General features: G+C 40.7%; 19 protein-coding genes. 14 read left to right on the forward strand and 5 right to left on the reverse strand.

The genetic code is table 11. The features are described from left to right. Positions 1-2 precede the first annotated feature (2 nt). The 9 genes from lptE (at position 3) to FZ945_RS10135 (ending at position 9,578) form a co-directional block, all read left to right on the forward strand. On the forward strand, positions 3-542 hold the full coding sequence (gene lptE / locus FZ945_RS05025) for an LPS assembly lipoprotein LptE (RefSeq protein WP_107856264.1): 540 nt from the start codon (positions 3-5) through the stop codon (positions 540-542). Beyond that, complete coding sequence (locus FZ945_RS05030; RefSeq protein WP_148802956.1) at positions 523-2,097, forward strand: GGDEF domain-containing protein; 1,575 nt, start codon at positions 523-525, stop codon at positions 2,095-2,097. The genes lptE and FZ945_RS05030 overlap by 20 nt, the downstream gene beginning before the upstream one ends. Next, positions 2,094-3,296 carry a glutamate ligase domain-containing protein gene (locus tag FZ945_RS05035; RefSeq protein WP_148802958.1) on the forward strand — a complete coding sequence of 401 codons (1,203 nt, stop codon included), beginning with the start codon at positions 2,094-2,096 and terminating at the stop codon, positions 3,294-3,296. The genes FZ945_RS05030 and FZ945_RS05035 overlap by 4 nt, the downstream gene beginning before the upstream one ends. Further along, entirely contained in the window at positions 3,277-6,222 is a 2,946-nt protein-coding gene (gene mfd / locus FZ945_RS05040; protein ID WP_148802960.1) for a transcription-repair coupling factor, read from the forward strand. Before FZ945_RS05035 ends, mfd begins: the two co-directional genes overlap by 20 nt. Further along, the gene (locus FZ945_RS05045; protein ID WP_148802962.1) at positions 6,219-6,983 is read left to right on the forward strand and encodes an ATP-binding protein; all 765 of its coding nucleotides are present in this window, start codon (positions 6,219-6,221) and stop codon (positions 6,981-6,983) included. Before mfd ends, FZ945_RS05045 begins: the two co-directional genes overlap by 4 nt. Next, positions 6,980-7,648: an endonuclease III domain-containing protein gene (locus FZ945_RS05050; RefSeq protein WP_148802964.1), complete on the forward strand. Its 669-nt coding sequence runs from the start codon at positions 6,980-6,982 to the stop codon at positions 7,646-7,648. Before FZ945_RS05045 ends, FZ945_RS05050 begins: the two co-directional genes overlap by 4 nt. A gap of 93 nt (positions 7,649-7,741) precedes the next feature. Beyond that, complete coding sequence (gene cysK / locus FZ945_RS05055; protein ID WP_009294054.1) at positions 7,742-8,647, forward strand: cysteine synthase A; 906 nt, start codon at positions 7,742-7,744, stop codon at positions 8,645-8,647. A 4-nt stretch (positions 8,648-8,651) separates the two neighbouring features. Then, positions 8,652-9,203, forward strand: a complete 552-nt coding sequence (gene epsC / locus FZ945_RS05060; RefSeq protein WP_148802965.1) for a serine O-acetyltransferase EpsC — start codon at positions 8,652-8,654, stop codon at positions 9,201-9,203. Between the two features lie 252 nt (positions 9,204-9,455). Continuing rightward, positions 9,456-9,578 (forward strand): hypothetical protein, encoded by a 123-nt coding sequence (locus FZ945_RS10135; protein ID WP_258030317.1) that lies wholly within the window; start codon positions 9,456-9,458, stop codon positions 9,576-9,578. 130 nt (positions 9,579-9,708) lie between these two features. Here the strand turns inward: FZ945_RS10135 and FZ945_RS05070 are convergent, their stop codons facing one another. Beyond that, positions 9,709-10,011: a c-type cytochrome gene (locus FZ945_RS05070; RefSeq protein ID WP_009294052.1), complete on the reverse strand. Its 303-nt coding sequence runs from the start codon at positions 10,009-10,011 to the stop codon at positions 9,709-9,711. A gap of 92 nt (positions 10,012-10,103) precedes the next feature. On the opposite strand from FZ945_RS05070, the gene gmhB reads away from it, so the two are divergent. Genes gmhB through FZ945_RS05095 form a run of 5 tightly spaced genes read left to right on the forward strand, consistent with a single transcriptional unit; the run spans position 10,104 to position 13,957 of the window. After that, the gene (gene gmhB, locus FZ945_RS05075; RefSeq protein ID WP_148802967.1) at positions 10,104-10,619 is read left to right on the forward strand and encodes a D-glycero-beta-D-manno-heptose 1,7-bisphosphate 7-phosphatase; all 516 of its coding nucleotides are present in this window, start codon (positions 10,104-10,106) and stop codon (positions 10,617-10,619) included. Beyond that, entirely contained in the window at positions 10,616-11,605 is a 990-nt protein-coding gene (gene rfaD / locus FZ945_RS05080; RefSeq protein ID WP_009294050.1) for an ADP-glyceromanno-heptose 6-epimerase, read from the forward strand. Before gmhB ends, rfaD begins: the two co-directional genes overlap by 4 nt. After that, positions 11,598-13,016, forward strand: a complete 1,419-nt coding sequence (rfaE1, locus tag FZ945_RS05085; RefSeq protein WP_148802969.1) for a D-glycero-beta-D-manno-heptose-7-phosphate kinase — start codon at positions 11,598-11,600, stop codon at positions 13,014-13,016. The genes rfaD and rfaE1 overlap by 8 nt, the downstream gene beginning before the upstream one ends. Further along, positions 12,991-13,560 (forward strand): D-sedoheptulose 7-phosphate isomerase, encoded by a 570-nt coding sequence (gene gmhA, locus FZ945_RS05090; RefSeq protein WP_148802972.1) that lies wholly within the window; start codon positions 12,991-12,993, stop codon positions 13,558-13,560. Before rfaE1 ends, gmhA begins: the two co-directional genes overlap by 26 nt. A gap of 1 nt (position 13,561) precedes the next feature. Then, positions 13,562-13,957 (forward strand): SseB family protein, encoded by a 396-nt coding sequence (locus FZ945_RS05095; RefSeq protein WP_148803162.1) that lies wholly within the window; start codon positions 13,562-13,564, stop codon positions 13,955-13,957. A gap of 87 nt (positions 13,958-14,044) precedes the next feature. On the opposite strand, the gene FZ945_RS10140 is transcribed toward FZ945_RS05095, so the two are convergent. The 4 genes from FZ945_RS10140 to panC all read right to left on the reverse strand — a co-directional run bounded on the left by FZ945_RS10140 (position 14,045) and on the right by panC (position 17,805). Continuing rightward, positions 14,045-14,167 carry a hypothetical protein gene (locus FZ945_RS10140; RefSeq protein ID WP_262367161.1) on the reverse strand — a complete coding sequence of 41 codons (123 nt, stop codon included), beginning with the start codon at positions 14,165-14,167 and terminating at the stop codon, positions 14,045-14,047. 514 nt (positions 14,168-14,681) lie between these two features. Further along, positions 14,682-15,674, reverse strand: coding sequence for a tRNA lysidine(34) synthetase TilS (tilS, locus tag FZ945_RS05100; RefSeq protein ID WP_148802974.1), 993 nt, complete (start codon positions 15,672-15,674; stop codon positions 14,682-14,684). Further along, complete coding sequence (gene rimO, locus FZ945_RS05105; RefSeq protein WP_148802976.1) at positions 15,671-16,981, reverse strand: 30S ribosomal protein S12 methylthiotransferase RimO; 1,311 nt, start codon at positions 16,979-16,981, stop codon at positions 15,671-15,673. Before rimO ends, tilS begins: the two co-directional genes overlap by 4 nt. A gap of 2 nt (positions 16,982-16,983) precedes the next feature. After that, positions 16,984-17,805, reverse strand: coding sequence for a pantoate--beta-alanine ligase (gene panC / locus FZ945_RS05110; RefSeq protein WP_148802978.1), 822 nt, complete (start codon positions 17,803-17,805; stop codon positions 16,984-16,986). Positions 17,806-17,885: the final 80 nt, after the last annotated feature.

A 17,885-nucleotide genomic window follows, 5' to 3' on the forward strand; every position in this document is an offset into this window, starting at 1 on the left:
TTTTGAGATATTTTTTAGCGTTTTTTATTGCTATATTTATCTGCGGATGTGGCTATAAACCAGTTTCAAAGATCTCGCAGGATTTGGTTGGAGATAGAGTTTATGTTGATGTTATCATCAGCAAAGAAGAGCCAAAAAATAGTGTCTGGATAAAAGACGCCGTAAAAGAGGGCATGGTCGCAAGGCTACATAAATCACTATCAAGCAAAGATAGCGCTGATACTTCGATAATTGTCTCAGTGCAAAATTTAACCTATGAAGCGATAATCTATGATGAATACGGCTATATCACATCTTATAAAGCTCTTTTAACTCTAAACTATAAAACCAAATTTAAAGATGGTCGTGTCATAGATATACCTGCTACTGGCGAGTATGATTTTAGTGTGGCAAGACGTCAAAAGAGCGTAAGATACGCAGATAGTGTCATTAGCGATACTCAAAAGTATGAAGCTATAAAAGAGGCTTCAAAAGAGGCGTTTGATGAGTACATCGCAAATTTAGCTGTAAAAGGATATAAAAATGGCAGCAGTAACCGTTAGTCAAATAGTCAAGGAGGCCTTGAGCGAGATAAAAGATCGCCATTTGATGCTAACGCCAGAAAATTACACCGAAGTTTATAATGAAATTTCTAAAAAATATGGCTTTACAACTGAAGAGAGCAAAAAGATAGAAAAATATATCTCAAGGCTTGGTGATGACTATAAAGCGCAAGCTATAAGCCTTCATATAAAAACGGTTGATGAGTTTGTAGCTTTTATGACTGCTAGGCTCTCCCATGGTGCTAAAAATGGCACAGCCCAAGTGGTCGATGATAAAAAGTTAAAGTCATTAAACGCCTTTGCAAGAAGAATTCTCCAAGCTATCTCTATGCTTCACAACAAAGATGCAAAAGCCCTAGCAGAGCAGGGCATGCAGCTACTTGCTAGAAGATATGATGAGAAAAATCTTGAAGAGATGTGCCTTAAATGGTTTGACTTTGTAAGCTCTTACGATACTGAATTTTTAGACTTTTTGAAATATTATGGCGTGAGAGACTTTGACGATCTAAAGACTATGAGCGCTGAGCTTGAGAAATTCTTATCTCAAAAAAATGAAAACACAGAAGAAAACGCTTTAGTTGAGCTTTTAAATTTTGCGCTTGAGCCTTCTATCACAAAGGAGCTTGGCGAGGAGCTTAGCACCATTAGAAGTGTTTTAAAGCAAAATCCACAAAGCCTAAATAGCAAAGAAATTCAAGATAAGATAAAGGGTTTTGTTGATCGCAGGATAGAAGAGGATAGAAGCGAGATCATCGAAAAAGTTGGCTCGATAAATAATATCTTGCAAAACATAGGCGATAGAATTTCTGACATCGCAGCTAGCTCAAAAAGTAGTTCAGCTAAGGCGCAAAGCATCAAAAACGACCTTAAAAGTGTAAATTTAAATGAAAATAGCATAGATCATGTAAAAAGTATGCTTATCGAGATCGCAGGTGCCTTAGAGATCGAGAGTAAGGAGCTTGGCCTTGAGATGAACAGCAAGCAAGCGACCATTTCTGAGCTTCAAAACAGGGTCACAAGCCTAGAAAAAGAGCTTGAAGCTGCTAAGCTTGAGAGCAAAGAGGACTTTTTGACAAAAGTGGCTACAAAAAGAGCTTTGATGAGTGAAATTCAGCGCATCGAAGAAGCTTATAAGCGCTATGGCACGGACTATTCGATCTGCTTTGTTGATATTGACTTCTTTAAGAAGATAAATGACACATATGGACACGAAGCTGGCGATGTGATCCTTTCTGCCGTGGCTCAGGTGCTTAAGAAAAATGCTAGAAAGGTTGATTTTGTTGGTAGATATGGCGGCGAGGAATTTGTCATTTTGCTACCAAGCACGAGCCTAAAAGATGGTGTTAGATTTGGCGAGAAGCTAAGAAGCATGATCGAAAATTTCAAATTTATCTATAAAAACGAGCGCATCAAGGTCACCATTAGCTCTGGTGTGGCGACAAGAAGTGCAAATTTAAGTGATACGATGACACTTGAGGGCGCTGATAAGATGCTCTATCTCTCAAAAGAGGGTGGCAGAAACCAAGTCATGCCAAAGATAATCGAGGAAAAATGAGCCTAGCGAAATTTCTTGACGGCAAGCCACTTTACTACAAAGAGATCGACTATGGCAGGATCATAAGGGCTTATGATACGATCAAAGGTCATCTAAAACCTTTTAAGATAATCCACATCATCGGCACAAATGGCAAAGGTAGCACGGGCCGCTTTTTAGCGCAAATTCTAAGCCAAAATGGTGCAAAAGTAGGGCATTACACGAGCCCACATATATTTAAATTTAACGAGCGATTTTGGCTAAATGGCGAGGTCGCTAGCGATGAAATTTTAGAGGTGGCTCACGAGCGATTACAAGCTCTTTTGAGTGATGAGTACAAGATAAAAACGAGCTATTTTGAGTATATGACGCTGCTTTCTGCGGTGCTTTTTGAGGGTTGCGACTACTTTGTCTGCGAGGCTGGTATGGGTGGTGTGCTGGACGCGACAAATGTCTTTGAAAAAGAGCTAAGCATCTTTACTCCGATCGGCTTTGATCACACGGCGATACTGGGAAATAGCATAGAAGAAATTTCACGTACCAAATTTGAAGCCATGGGCGCAAGAGCGGTTTTGAGTAACGATATGAACGAGGCAAGTATCGCTATCGCAAAAGAGATCGCTAGCGAGAAAAAAGCGCTTTTAAGCTTTCCAAGAGAAATTTTAACCAAAGAAAATTTAAACGAGATCGCAAACTATGCAGATAAATTTAACCTACCAGAGTTTTTGCGCTCAAATTTAACTCTAGCCTACGCCGCGGCTAAAATTTTAGATAGCAGCATAGATATCAAAAAGCTTGGCTCTTTATCGCTTCGTGGTAGATGTGAAAAGATTGATTCAAATTTATACGTTGATGTCGGTCACAACGAGCTTGGCGCAAAGGCTGTGGCTAAGAAATTTAGCCAAGAAGAGTTTGGCGGTAAGAAGATAACGCTAGTTTATAACTCATTTTTAGATAAAGATTTCAAGGCAGTTTTGGCAGCCCTAAAGCCAGTCGTTGAGAGCGTGTTGCTTTATCACTACCACTGCGAGGGCAGGGAGCTTGGCGGAGAGCTCATAAACAAAGCGCTAAATGAGCTTGAAATTTCGCATAGAGAGTTTGAGTCAAGCGATATGAACGATATAAAAGAGGCAAAAAACGGCAAAATTTACCTAGCATTTGGCTCGTTTCACCTAGCCGAAGCCTTTTTAAAAGAGTACTATGCAAGCAAAGGTCTATGAGTATCTTTTAACACACGCCCCACAAATTCTCATCTGCGAAGATGATAAAGAGGCGGCGCTCTGTGCTGATGCGGCCAGTTTTGCTGGCTTTAGCGCCTTTAAACTACCTGATTTTAGAGCTAAAAAAGGCGATGATCTAAGAAGCTTTAACGAAGAGCTTTTTGAAATTTCATCCGTGCTTAGCAAATACTATAAATTTGATGGCAAAAAGATCATCATAAGCCCATTTAGCACGCTTTTAAACCCACTCCCAACGCAAAAAAACCTAGAAAGCTCAACGATCAAGCTAAAAGATAATCTAAATTTAAACGAATTTGCCGACTTACTCATACGCTTTGGCTACGAGTGCGTCGATATCGTTGAGAGCGTTGGCGAGTTTAGCATACGTGGCGAAGTCGTGGATATTTATGGCGTAAATATGGATGATCCTGTTAGGATTTTGCTCTTTGGCGATGAGGTGGAGAGTATTAGAAATTATAATACCGCCACGCAAATTAGCAACAAAAATGAGCTAAGCGAAGCCGAGATCGTGCCTTTTATCGCAAATCTTAGCAAAGATGAGTTTGAAAAAGTGAGCCAAAAGATCGAGGATATGCAAAGTGACGCCTTGGTGAGTGATCTAAATTCGCTTGGATTTTGGGCGATAGATAGCTTTAGCGACTACTTAAAAGAATTTGACTCAAAGCTGGTTAAGAAGATCGATTTTGAAATTTATGACGCGCCTGAGGAGAAATTTAAGGACATTGAAATTTTGCCTGAGCCAAAGGTCTATAAAGACCTAGAAGTTACTTTAAATTTTGACTTTTTTGAGCTAAATAAGAGCAAAAATATAACCGTTCTTTCAAGAAACGAGGGGCTTTTTAAGGGCTATGAGCTTGACTGCTTTGCCAACGTAAAGCTTGAAATTTCGCCCCTTGTAGTAAATTTAACCTCAAGCGACAAGATCGTAGTCTCACTAAATAAATTTGAGAAAAAAAGGCGAGTAAAACGCTCAAGCCTCGTGGTGGATGAGCTAAAAGTAAATGACTATGTCGTGCATGAAGAGTATGGCATAGGCCGGTTTTTGGGGCTTGAAAAGATCAAGGTTTTGGGCGCGACGAAGGAATTTGTGGTTATCGCCTATCAAAATGACGACAAGCTTCTTTTGCCGGTTGAACATCTAAATTTGATAGATCGCTATATAGCGCAAAATGGCTCTATGGCGGTGCTTGATCGCTTGGGTAAGGCAAATTTTGCCAAGATAAAAGAAAAAGTTAGAGAAAAACTCTTTGCGATCGCCTCAAAGATCGTAGCGATGGCGGCAAAAAGGGAGCTAATCGCAGGCAAAATTTTACAAAAAGAGGACATCTCTTATCTAAATTTCGTCCAAGACGCTGGTTTTTCATACACGAGCGATCAGCAAAAGGCGGTAAATGATATAAAAGATGAGCTAAAAAGCGGCAAGGTTATGGATAGGCTACTTAGCGGGGATGTTGGCTTTGGCAAGACTGAAGTTGCGATGAATGCCATATTTACCTGCATAAAATCAGGCTTTAGCGCACTTTTCTTTGTGCCAACGACACTTCTTAGCTCGCAGCACTACAAGACGCTAAGCCAGAGATTTAGCAAATTTGGCATAAAGGTCTTTAGGTTAGACCGCTTCTCAAGCGCCAAAGAAAAATCAAGCTTGCAAAAAGCGCTAAAAGAAAATGAGCCTATAGTTTGCGTGGGTACGCATGCACTTCTTGGTGTAAAGGCTGAAAATTTAGGGCTTATCGTCGTTGATGAAGAGCATAAATTTGGCGTTAAGCAAAAAGAGCAGCTAAAAGAAATTTCTCAGCACTCACACATCCTAAGTATGAGCGCCACGCCGATACCAAGAAGCCTAAATATGGCACTTAGCAAGATAAAAACATATAGCATTTTAGCCACTCCGCCAAGCTCGAGGCTCGATGTGAGAACAAGCGTGAGAGAGTGGGACGAGAAGGTCGTCAAAGAGGCTATCATGCGTGAGCTAAGACGCGGCGGGCAGACCTTTTACATCCACAACCACATCGCAGACATCGAGCAGACGGCAAATGATCTAAGGAAAATTTTGCCAAAGCTTAGAATTTTGATACTTCACTCAAAGATAAATGCAAAAGTCACTGAAGATGAGATGATGAAATTTGAGCGGGGCGAGTATGACTTGCTACTTTGCACCAGCATCGTTGAAAGCGGCATCCACCTGCCAAATGCAAACACCATAATCGTAGAAAATGCTAATAAATTTGGCATGGCTGACCTGCACCAGCTACGCGGTCGCGTTGGCAGAAGCGACAAGCAGGCATACTGCTACTTTTTGGTGGAAGATAAAAACGCCATTAGCAAAGACGCGCTAAAACGACTTGTGGCGCTTGAAGGCAACTCATTTTTAGGCGCTGGCTCGGTGCTAGCCTATCACGACCTTGAGATAAGGGGTGGGGGTAACATCATCGGCGAAGCGCAAAGTGGTCACATCGAGGCTATCGGCTACTCGCTATATCTAAAGATGCTAGAAGATGAGATCAATAAGCTTCTTAATCAAGACTCCGCAAAGCTTGATAAGATCGATCTAAAGCTTAGTGTAAGCGCCTTTTTAAATCAAGAATTTATAAGAGAAGATAGGCTCAGGCTTGAAATTTATAGACGCCTTAGCAAGTGCAAAGAGGTAGGCGAGGTCTATGAGATACAAAGCGAGCTTGAGGATAGATTTGGCAAGATAGATACATTCACAAAGCAGTTTTTAGACCTTATCATCATCAAAATTTTAGCCCTAAAAGCTGGCATAAAGACGATCTCAAACAGCGAGCAAAATATACTAATAACAAAAAATGATGACGAAAAGATCAGGCTAAAGTCACGCAGCAAGGACGACGACGATGTTTTGGCTGAAATTTTGGTCTATCTAAGAAAGGATAAGAAATGATAGATTGGGGCGTGAAGTACGCAGCGATTTATAGAAGTACAAAAGGGATGTTAAAACCAGTTGAGGATATCGATTTTGTCGATATTGACTCACTTTATGGACTGGAGAAACAAAAGGAAATTTTACTGCAAAACACACTAAATTTCATCGACGGCAAAGAGGCAAATCACGTGCTTCTTTGGGGCGAGAGAGGATGTGGCAAGTCAAGCCTTGTAAGGGCTGTTTTTACTAAATTTTATAAAGAGGGACTTCGTATCATTGAGATTGGCTGCGAGGATCTAAAATATCTTGGCGACGTCATCGATGAGATCAGAAAGAGCGAGTTTAAATTTATCATTTTCTGCGACGATCTAAGCTTTGAAAATGGCAGCAATGAGTATAAATTTCTAAAGCCTATCATGGACGGCTCTATCCAAAAACCGCCTAAAAACGTCCTTTTATACGCCACATCAAATCGCCGTCACCTAATAAGCGAGTTTAAAAGCGAAAATGAAAACTCGCAGCTAATAGACGGCGAAATTCACTACAGCGACGCTACTCAGGAGAAAATTTCGCTCTCAGACCGCTTTGGTCTTTGGATCAGCTTTTATCAAGGTAACTACGATGAGTACCTAAAAATGGTTGATTTTTACTTCAAAGACTACACTGGCGACAAAGATGAGCTTCACACACTTGCTAAAAATTTCGCCACGCTAAGAGCTAGTAGAAGTGGCAGGACTGCAAAGCAGTTTTATCTAACATTTAAAGAAAATTTAAAATGAGATCAACTGATCTATTTTTAGCTCTACTAAATCACAAAAGTAGAAATTTAGACGAGCTAAAATGGCCAGGCGATGGCACTTTTGAGGTTATTTTGGGTGCTATTTTAGTGCAAAATACCAACTGGAAAAATGTAGAAAAAGCACTAACTAATCTAAAAAATGCCAGCAAAGATAGCTTGCAAGGCATTTGCGCGCTTGAAAACAGCGAGCTTGCCACGCTCATAAAGCCAAGTGGCTTTTACAACACAAAGGCAAAACGGCTAAAGACGCTTTGTCTGGCTATAAAAAATGAATTTGGTGACTTTGAAAACTTTAAAGAAAACGCAAGCCGCGAGTGGCTCATAAGCATAAGAGGCGTTGGTGCTGAGACTTGTGATGCGATACTTGCTTATGCTTGCGGCAAGCCTTACATGGTCGTTGATGCTTATGCACTTAGGATAATGGCATATTTTGACTACATTTTTGAGAGCTACGACGAGGCGGCCGAGTGGTTTAGTTCGCTTGATTATGATGAAATTTATAAATTTCTTGATAGCGAGAAATTTGACGAGAGTGAGGTTTTAAAGCTTTATCATGCGCTTATTTTGGAGTTTTGCAAGGAAAATTTCAAAGGCAAAATTTTAAGCCAAAGCGGACAAGAGGTGCTTGATAGCATTAAAAACTAAATTTTTATTTTAAATTTAGCGCAAATTAGGACTTTTTATGTTTTATTTCAAATTCTATGCTAAATTTACGAGAAATTTATATTAGGAGAGGCAATGATATACGACAATATCGTTAAAACGATCGGTAATACACCTATTGTAAAGATAAAAACAGGTGCTGACGAGGCTGAAATTTACGTGAAATTAGAGTTTTTTAACCCAGGCGGCTCTGTAAAAGATAGGATCGCGTTTAATATGATCACAAAAATGCTAGCTGATGGCACGCTAAAACATGGCGACACTATCGTTGAGCCAACAAGCGGTAATACAGGTATCGGCGTAGCTATGTGCGGTGCTGCACTTGGCTTTAAAGTGATCCTTTGCATGCCTGAGAGCATGAGTATCGAAAGACGCAAGATAGTTGCAGCTTATGGTGCTCATCTTGAGCTAACTCCTGCAGCTGGTGGTATGAAAGCGGCGATCGCAAGAGCTACTGAGCTAGCTTCTCAGCCAAATCACGTAATGCTAAGCCAGTTTGAAAACAAGTATAACCCACAAGCTCACGAGCTAACAACAGCTGCTGAGATCGTGGCTGATTTTAGCAAGCTTGATGCCTTTGTAGCAGGCGTTGGTACAGGTGGCACGATAAGCGGCGTGGCAAAGGTTCTAAAAGAAAAAGGCTATGACACTAAGATCATCGCAGTAGAGCCTGAGGCATCACCGGTTTTAAGTGGCGGCAACCCAGGACCACATAAAATTCAAGGCATCGGAGCTGGATTTTTACCAAATACAATGGATATGAGCCTAGTTAGCGAAGTAGAAAAAGTAAGCAACGATGACGCACTAAACGCAGCTAGAGCGATCGCAAAGAGCGATGGTTTGATGATAGGCATAAGTGGTGGCGCTTCTTACGTGGCTGCAAAAAGAGTGGCTAAAAGACTTGGCGCTGGCAAAAAAGTGCTTTTCATAGCTCCAGATAACGGCGAGAGATACCTAAGTACAGAGCTTTACGGAGCGTAAAATTATGTGGGAGAGTCTAAAAGAGCTAGTTCAAACCGTCCGTGAAAAAGACCCATCGGTGCATAGTTGTTGCTTTTTGGCGATACTTATAAACACTCCTGGTATCCATGCAGTTTTGTTTCATAAAATTTCTCATTTTTTATATGAGAAAAAGTGGTTTTTTCTAGCTAGACTCATCTCGCAAATAGCAAGATTTCTAACAGGCATCGAGATCCACCCAGGTGCGAAGATCGGTAGGAGATTTTTCATAGATCACGGCATGGGCGTGGTAATCGGCGAGACGGCTGAGATCGGCGATGATGTGATGATGTATCATCAAGTGACACTTGGCGGCACTGGAAAAGAGTGTGGCAAGCGCCATCCAACTGTCAAAAACGGCGTCACCATCGCAGCTGGTTCAAAGATACTTGGAGCCATAACGATCGGTGAAAATGCCAAGATCGGCGCAAACTCAGTCGTGCTAAAAAATGTCCCCGCAAACGCAACAGTAGTAGGCATACCAGCAAGAGTTGTCAGGGTAAATGGGACGAAATTTGAACCAGAATTTATTATTTAAAATTTAATTTTACTCTCACTACGCCATAAAAATGCAAATTTTTGATACGGCAAATTTACTATCCACTATGCTGCCAGCATTTTTTAGCTTTCGCTGCCTATTATAATATTTGTCATTTTAGTAAATTTGATAACAAAATTTATCAGGCAAAAGTTATATCAAAGATCTTACGTAAAATTTAACCAAAGAAATATAGCTGATACATTTAGCGCAAACTTTTGCTGAGGACATAGCCTACGCTTATAAAAAAGAGTGCCGATAAAAGAAGATGTCTATTGCGACTTTTATATACCAAAAGGCAAGGTCTATGTTGAATTTTGGGGATATGAAGATGATGAGGCGTATCTAGAAAGAGCAAAAGATAGAGCTTTATAAAAAATATGGTCTAAATTTAATAGAGATAGATAACGACAAAATCGGTAATTTAGACGATCATCTGCCAAAAGAGCTTTTGAAATTTGGTGTGAGTTTGAATTTGTAGAAAAAGGGGCGAGCGCCCCTGTGATTATTTTAAAGTTTGGATGTATTCAGCTACTGCTTTTGCATCTTCATCGCTCATTGGAGTAGCGATAGGTTTCATCATAGCACCAAGACCAAATTTATTTGCTCCTGTTTTGTAGCCTTTTAGAGCTGCTTCGATAGCTGCTGCATCAAGTGATGTTAAAGCTGGAACTTTGTTATTGAAAACTTTTTCAGCTTTAGCGCCATGACAGGCAACGCATTTTTTATAGATAGTAGCGCCATCTGCAGCGAAAGCAGCAGTTGAAAGTAGTGCTGCAACACTTGAAACGATTAGTAGTTTTTTCATTTGTCATCCTTTTTAAAAAACGTGCCGGCATTATAATACAAAAATGTAAATTTGCAAGGGGCGGGTTAAAATATTTTGGCTATAATCACCAAATGATAAGAGAAACAGCCAACAAAGCACTTTTTTTAGACCGAGACGGCGTCATAAATGAGGACGCTGGATACGTTTGCGAGATCAAAGACTTTAAATTTATTGATGGCATTTTTGATGCGTTAAGAGAATTTGCTAAGGCTGGCTACAAGCTCTTTGTCGTGACAAATCAATCAGGCATTGGCAGGGGCTACTACACGCAGGAGCAGTTTGACGCTCTAAATAAATTTATGCTTGAAAGCTTTAAAAAAGAGCAGATTTTTATCACCAAAGTCTACTTTTGCCCGCATGCTCCAGAGCAAAAATGCACCTGCAGAAAACCAAATCCAAAAATGATACTTGATGCTTGCAAAGAGTTTGACATAGACCTTGAAAACTCGCTAATGATAGGCGATAAGCCAAGCGACGTCGAGGCTGGCAAAAGGGCTGGTGTGGGCAGAAATTTCTTGCTTGATGGCATAAATTTTAAAGATGTAAGAGATGTTTTAAATAAGCTAAAAAAGGAAAAATCACTATGAATTTAAACGGAAAAAAGATAGTTATAACTGGCGGCGCTGGCTTTATCGGCTCAGCTTTGGCGCACTATTTTGATGAAAACTATAAATACGCTCACGTGCTTGTCGTGGATAAATTTAGAAACGACAAGACATTTAGCAACGGCAATCTAAAAAGCTTTGGTCATTTTAAAAATTTACTTGGTTTTAAGGGTGAAATTTACACTGGCGACATCAACGACCCTGGCACGCTTGAGAAGATAAAAAACTTTCGTCCAGACGTCATCTACCACGAAGCAGCGATCTCTGACACCACTGTAAAAGAGCAAGATGAGCTAATAAAAACAAATGTAAATGCCTTTGTAAATTTGCTTGATATCTGCGAGAGTTTGGGCGCAAAGATGATCTACGCTAGCTCAGGGGCGACTTACGGCAACGCAAAGAGCCCACAAACAGTTGGCGAGTGCGAAGCGCCAAATAACGTCTATGGCTTTAGTAAACTAAGTATGGATAATATCAATAAAATTTACGCAAAGCGCGGCGTGAGCGTGGTTGGACTGAGGTATTTTAACGTCTTTGGCAAGGGCGAGTTTTTCAAAAACAAAACTGCCTCGATGGTGCTTCAGTTTGGACTTCAAATTTTAGCTGGCAAGACCCCAAGGCTCTTTGAGGGCAGCGACCAGATCAAACGTGACTTTGTCTATATAAAAGATATCATTGACGCAAATATAAAAGCGCTTGACGCGCCAAGTGGCGTCTATAACGCAGCTACTGGCAAGGCTAGAAGCTTTCAAGATATCGCTGACATCTTGCAGCGTGAGATCGGCGTAAATTTAGGCAACGAATATATCAAAAACCCATTTATCGGCTCATATCAATTTCACACAGAGGCCGACGTAGCCCCAGCTCGCGAGGCATTTGGCTTTAGCGCGACTTGGAGCTTAGAAGAGGCGATAAAAGACTACTTGCCAGAGATAAAGAGAATTTATAAGGAAGAGATAAATGGCTAAGAGAGTTAAAATTTTAGTAGTCGGTGATCTCATGCTAGACCACTATATCTGGGGCAGCTGCGAGCGCATCTCGCCTGAAGCGCCAGTGCAAGTTGTTAAGATAAATAACGAAACATATACGCTTGGTGGCGCTGGCAATGTGGTGAGAAATTTACTCTCCCTTGGAGCAAACGTGAGCGTGGCTAGCGTTTTAGGAGATGACGAGGCTGGCAAAAAGATAAAAGAGAGGCTTGCCGAGCTAAATGTAAAAGATGAGCTCATACTTACCGAAAAAGGGCGTGAAAGCTCGATAAAAAGCCGTATCATGGCATCTCACCAGCAAGTTGTCAGGATCGATAAAGAGAGCGTTGTCAAGATAAATTTAGAAGATGAGTTCGTCTCAAAAGTCAAAGAAAACCTTGCAAATTTTAAGGCCGTCTTGCTAAGCGACTACGGCAAAGGCGTGCTTAGCGAAAAAGTCTGCCAAGAGATCATAAACGAGTGCGTGAGACTAAATATCCCAGTGCTCATAGACCCAAAAGGTAGCGACTACTCAAAGTATAAAAACGCGACCCTTCTAACGCCAAATAAAAAAGAGGCGAGCGAGGCTACAAATTTAAAGATAAAAGACAAAGTCGAGCTTGAAAAAGCGATAAAACAGCTAAAAGACGAGCTAAATTTGACCTATTCGATCATCACGATCTCAGAAGAGGGCATCGCGCTTTATGACGACAGGCTACACATCTTTGCTGCTAAGGCAAAAGAGGTCTTTGACGTCACTGGCGCTGGAGATACGGTGCTTGCCACACTTGGCTACATGCTAGCAAACGGAGCTGATATAAAAGAGGCGATAAAGATAGCAAATCTTGCAGCAGCCGTAGTCGTGGCAAAGATCGGCAGCGCAACGGCTAGTTTTAGCGAGATCGAGCAGCTGCTAAATAGCTCATTTGGGGCAAATTTCGAGCACAAGCTTAAAAGCGTTGAGGAGCTAGAGGAAATTTTGAGCCAAAAGGACAAGAAAAAGGTCGTTTTCACAAATGGCTGCTTTGATATCTTGCACGCTGGGCACGTAAAATACCTAGCGCGAGCAAGGGAGCTTGGCGATCTTTTGGTTGTTGGGCTAAACTCGGACGCTTCAGTTAAGAGGTTAAAAGGCGAGGCTAGGCCTATAAACTCACAAGATGACAGAGCCTGCGTGCTAAGCGGGCTTGGATTTGTTGATTATGTCGTGATATTTGATGAGGATACGCCTTTAAATTTGATAACAAAGATAAAGCCTGACGTGCTTGTAAAGGGGGCTGATTACAAGGGCAAAGAGGTCGTTGGCAGCGATATCGTAAAAGAGGTCAGGCTGATTGACTTTGTAGAGGGCAAAAGCACGACAGGGATAATAAAAAGGATAAAAGATGTTAAAAACGATGATAAAAAATGAGCTCGAAGCTCACCAAAAGACATTTAGCGAGCATGTAAATTTGCTGGCTAGCTTGGAGCGCGCTTGTCAGATGGTGGCTGATACGCTAAAAAATGGCAAAAAGGTGCTGATATGTGGCAATGGCGGCTCTGCAGCGGACGCACAGCACTTTGCAGCCGAGCTAACTGGCAGATATAAAAGCGAGCGCCAGCCACTACCAGGCATCGCGCTAACTACTGATACTTCGGCGCTTACAGCCATTGGCAACGACTATGGCTTTGACTATGTTTTCTCACGCCAGTTTGAGGCTTTAGCTCAGGAGGGCGACTTGCTCGTGGCGATCTCAACAAGTGGCAACAGCAAAAATGTCCTTGAGGCGATAAAAAGTGCAAAGAAAATGGGCGTATCGGTACTTGGACTTAGCGGCAAAGGCGGTGGTGCGATGAATGAAGGATGTGATCTAAATTTAGTCGTTAGCTCAAGCGATACAGCAAGAATTCAAGAGTCGCACATCTTTTTCATCCACACGATCTGCCAGGCCGTAGATGAGGCTTTTAGGGGCTAAAATGCAAGAAGCGATGGATAAATTTTTAAGTGATCCTAGCCGGCAAAATGAGGTAAATTTGATATCAGCTTTGAAAAAGGCTACTTTTTTTGCTCCAGTGCTTTTAAATCAAGCGCTTGCAAAGCCTGATGGTGGTGTAGTCTATGAGGAGGAGGGCTCAAATATCAAATTTATCCTCCTTGAAGATGAGGGCGAAAAGCTTAGCTATTTTCCGGCATTTACAAGCAAAGAGGCGATGAAGCTTTGGCGAAACGACAGCGAGCAAGAGAGCATAGAGATAGGGCTAAAAGAGTATCTTGCGATGCTAAAAGAGAGCAGTTACACTGGTGTCGTTGTGGATGCTTTTAGCTATGACTTTGTGCTAAAAAGAGAGCTGATAGAAAAAATCCTCGTCTAGTGCGTAATAAAATTTATAAAATTTTACGCATTATTTTATGCAAATGGCTTTGATGAGGTAGATTTAAACCACTGGCTTGTTTAAAATTTATGGGCTAGCCTTTTTGCTGTAAGCTTTGCTAAATTCTATTTTTTGCACGTTTTCTAAATTTGGCACCGCAGACGAGCTGAGGCTAAATTTAGGCTCGTGTTTGATTTTAATAATCTGCAAATTTCATTATCTCGTTCGCAAAATTTAGTTGCGTATATCAAATTTGCGCTTTTATCATTTTGTTTAATGGCTTGTAGGTGATGTGATCAAATTTAATTTAAGATTTAACGCCGTAAGATCGTTATAAATTTTAAATTTTAGTTGGTTAGCAATAAAGATTTGTAGATAAAATTTAGAGTTTTATTGTTTGGAAATTTATATCACAGATGACTCTTTGACTGTGGCTTAAATAAAATTAAATTTTATTCGTTTATGATTTAGATTTGGCTTTTGATAGATCAAATTTACAGCTTTAGTGCCGTATTTTGCTAAGGCTAGAGCTATAAATTTGACTTTAAATTTCTAGTTTTTGCCACTTCAAATTTAACTTCAAAAGCAGCTATGACAAAGCAAAATAGCTAAAACCAAATTTGTAGTTTTGCTCTATTTGTTCTTGAGTGCTTGCTTAAGAGTTGGAGCAAAATTTAGTTTTAAATTAACCTTTGGTAGATCAAAATTTACAGACTAAAACGCTCTATTTGCTAAAAAATTTAGAAAGGTTTTTTATTTGAACGCCACTTTTAAAAAGATAGCCCCTATTTATCGCTGGGAGCTTTAAAATTCTAGCTTTTTCTTTAAATATTTTTGGCATTACGGCTTTATAAAATGGTGTCACTAAGATAAATTCGTTAGCGTAGCCAACGGCGATCTTGCCACTTAGCACCACGCTTGTTTGCTTTGCTAAATTTGCGCTTAGCTCATCTTTTTGAGCCTTGCTTAAAAGCACATTTAGCTCTTTTGCCGCCATATCGACGCCCCGAACGACGTTACTATCATTTTTTATAATGAAAATTTCATCATCCATTTTTGTGATATTTGGCAGCAGATTTTGCCTATCAGCCTCCAAAAACTCAAAGCTTTTTTTCACGCCGCCAAAATACTCGTTTAAAAACGGCTCACTAAAATTTAGCCTCACAAAGCTTCTTTTAAGCTTGCCCTCTAAATTTGTCTCATCGACAAAATAGTGCAATCCTCGCTCGTCAAGGTAGTTTTGAAGCTCTTTTTTGCGTAAATTTAAAAGCGGTCTAACCAGCCAAAAGTGCTCTCTCCTCTCAAGCTCGCTCATACCAAAGAGCTCTTTTAGCCCAGCGCCCTTGCCAAGCTGCATCAAAAACCACTCAAATTTATCATCAAACTGATGCGCTAAGATCAAATTTTCATAGCCATATTTTTGGCAAATTTCACCAAAAAACTCATATCTCGCTTCACGCGCGTTTTTTTCAAAATTTGACTTACCTAAATTTACGCTTTTTATGTAGATTTTTTTGCCAAATTTGCTAGCAAGCTCTTTGGCGCTTTCAACTTCAAATTTACTCTGCTCTCTAACGTTGTGATCGACTATGGCTAGATCAAATTTAACCCCAGCTTTGTCTAAAATGTAAAAAAGTGCGGTGCTATCGATGCCGTGCGAGAAGGCAAGCAGGTTTGCGCCCAAGCTTAGCCTATCAAGCACATTTTGGCTTATCATTTTGCTTTTTTAATGATGGTGGCGACTAGTTTTTGATCAACCACGTCGCTGACCTCACAAAGGTAGAGCGAGCCGATCTCAAGCTCCTTTACCTTGCTTTCATTTATTAAAATTTCGCCGTCTATATCTTTGTCCCAGATATCTTTTTTGGCTGCGTAAAACATCTCGCCCTCGCTGCTTTCACCCTCAAGCGATGCGTAAATTTGCTTGCCAAGCTCTTTTTGCAAGCTCTCGTTTATCGCTTTTTTGGTGATTTTTTCTATCTTGCTTAGCCTTTTTGAGATGATCTTGGCTGGGATTTGCTCCATTTCAAAAGAGGCTGTGTCCTCTTCTTTTGAGTAGGCAAAGGCGGAAATTCTATCAAATTTAAACTCTTCTAAAAACTCGCAAAGCTCCTCAAAATCCTCCTCGCTCTCGCCTGGATGACCCACGATGACACCAGTTCGTAAGAATGAATTTTTGGCATTTCTCATCAAATTTAAAAGCTCTTTGATCTTTTTAGCACCACTTCCACGCTTCATTATTTTTAGCATATTTTCGCTGATGTGCTGGATGGGCATGTCAAAGTAGTTGTGAAAGATAGGCGAAGCGATGATGCGCGAAATGAGCTCTTTGCTGGTCGTGCTTGGGTAGAGGTAAAGTATCCTAGCACTTCTTACGCCATTTATCTTTTCTATCTCGTCTATTAAATTTATTAGTCCGTCGCTAACGCCATGATCGCGCATATATGAGCTTGAGTCTTGGGATAAAAAGCTAAAGTCGTAGTAGCCTTTTTTGACTAGATTTTTGACCTCATTTACGATGTTTTCAAGCGAGCGTGAGTTTAGCTTGCCTTTAAATGTCGGTATCGCGCAAAAGCTGCACTTTTGGTTACAGCCCTCTGAAATTTTGATGTAGGCGTGGTAGTTTGAGCCAGTTATCACGCGCTCTTCGTTTGCCTGCAGATAAGTCTCTGGGCTAAATAAATTTTGCTTTTTCAAGATGATCTCATCAATCTTGTCATAATCAGCCACGCCGGTAAAGAGATCGACCTCTGGCAGTTCTTTTATGAGCTCATCTTTGTAGCGCTGCATAAGACAGCCAGTCACTACTAGCAAAGAGCCATTTTTACGTGCTTCGTGCATCTCAAGTATAGTTTGTATGCTCTCTTCTTTGGCGGATTTGATAAAGCCACAAGTATTTACGATGATGACGTCTGCGTCGCTGATATCGTCCGTGATATCGTAGTTTTGCAAGCGTCCCAGCATGATCTCAGAATCAACTAAATTTTTATTACAACCAAGCGAGATTAGATGAAGTTTTGGCATTTTTAGATCCAGATGTTGTCTATTAGCCTAGTTTTGCCTACAAAGGCGGCTACTAAGATGATGGTGTTGCCTTTTTCTACCTTTGAAATTTCGTTTAAATTTCTATCCGTAACCGCGACGTAATCAACTTTTAGTGGCTCAAGCACCTCAAGCATGTTTGCCTTGATCTCGCTTGCATCCTCTTCGCCGTTTTGGATCAAATTTTGTGCTTTATTTAGCGATCTTGAAAGCCTTAGCGCGTTGCATTTATCTTCGTCGCAGATATAGACGTTTCTGCTTGAAAGTGCTAGACCGTCTGGCTCTCTAACGATATCGCAGGCAACTAGCTCGATGTTTAGGAAAAATGTCTTTATCATATTTTGCACGATGATGAGCTGCTGAGTGTCTTTTTTGCCCATATAGACACTATTTGCACGAGTTAGGCGAAATAGCTTGTTTAGCACTCTTAAGACGCCATCAAAGTGTCCTGGTCTAGTTTTGCCCTCTAAAATGGCTGAAAATTTCTTTGGAGCGACGATGAGAGGCTCATCTTCAAAGTAGAGCTCTTTTTCGTTTGGGATGAAGATAGCGCTAACACCGTTTTGCTCGCAAATTTGGATGTCGCTTTGCTCTTTTCTCGGGTATTTTTCTAGATCTTCGCCTGGTAGAAATTGAGTTGGATTTACGAAAGTTGAGACGATGCTTATCTCATTTTCGCTCACACATTTTTTGATAAGGCTAATGTGTCCGTCGTGAAGTGCGCCCATTGTCGGGACAAAACCGATCTTGCCGCTTGCGTTTGAGACGAATTCCTCAAGTTCTTTTATAGTTCTTATAATTTGCATATTTGACTCTTTTTATCTAAAATTTAACTTGGCATTGTAACAAAAAAGGATTAAAAGGGCGTAAATTTAAAAATGTAAGC

Source organism: Campylobacter concisus, assembly GCF_902460535.1.
Lineage (GTDB): Bacteria > Campylobacterota > Campylobacteria > Campylobacterales > Campylobacteraceae > Campylobacter_A > Campylobacter_A concisus_AS.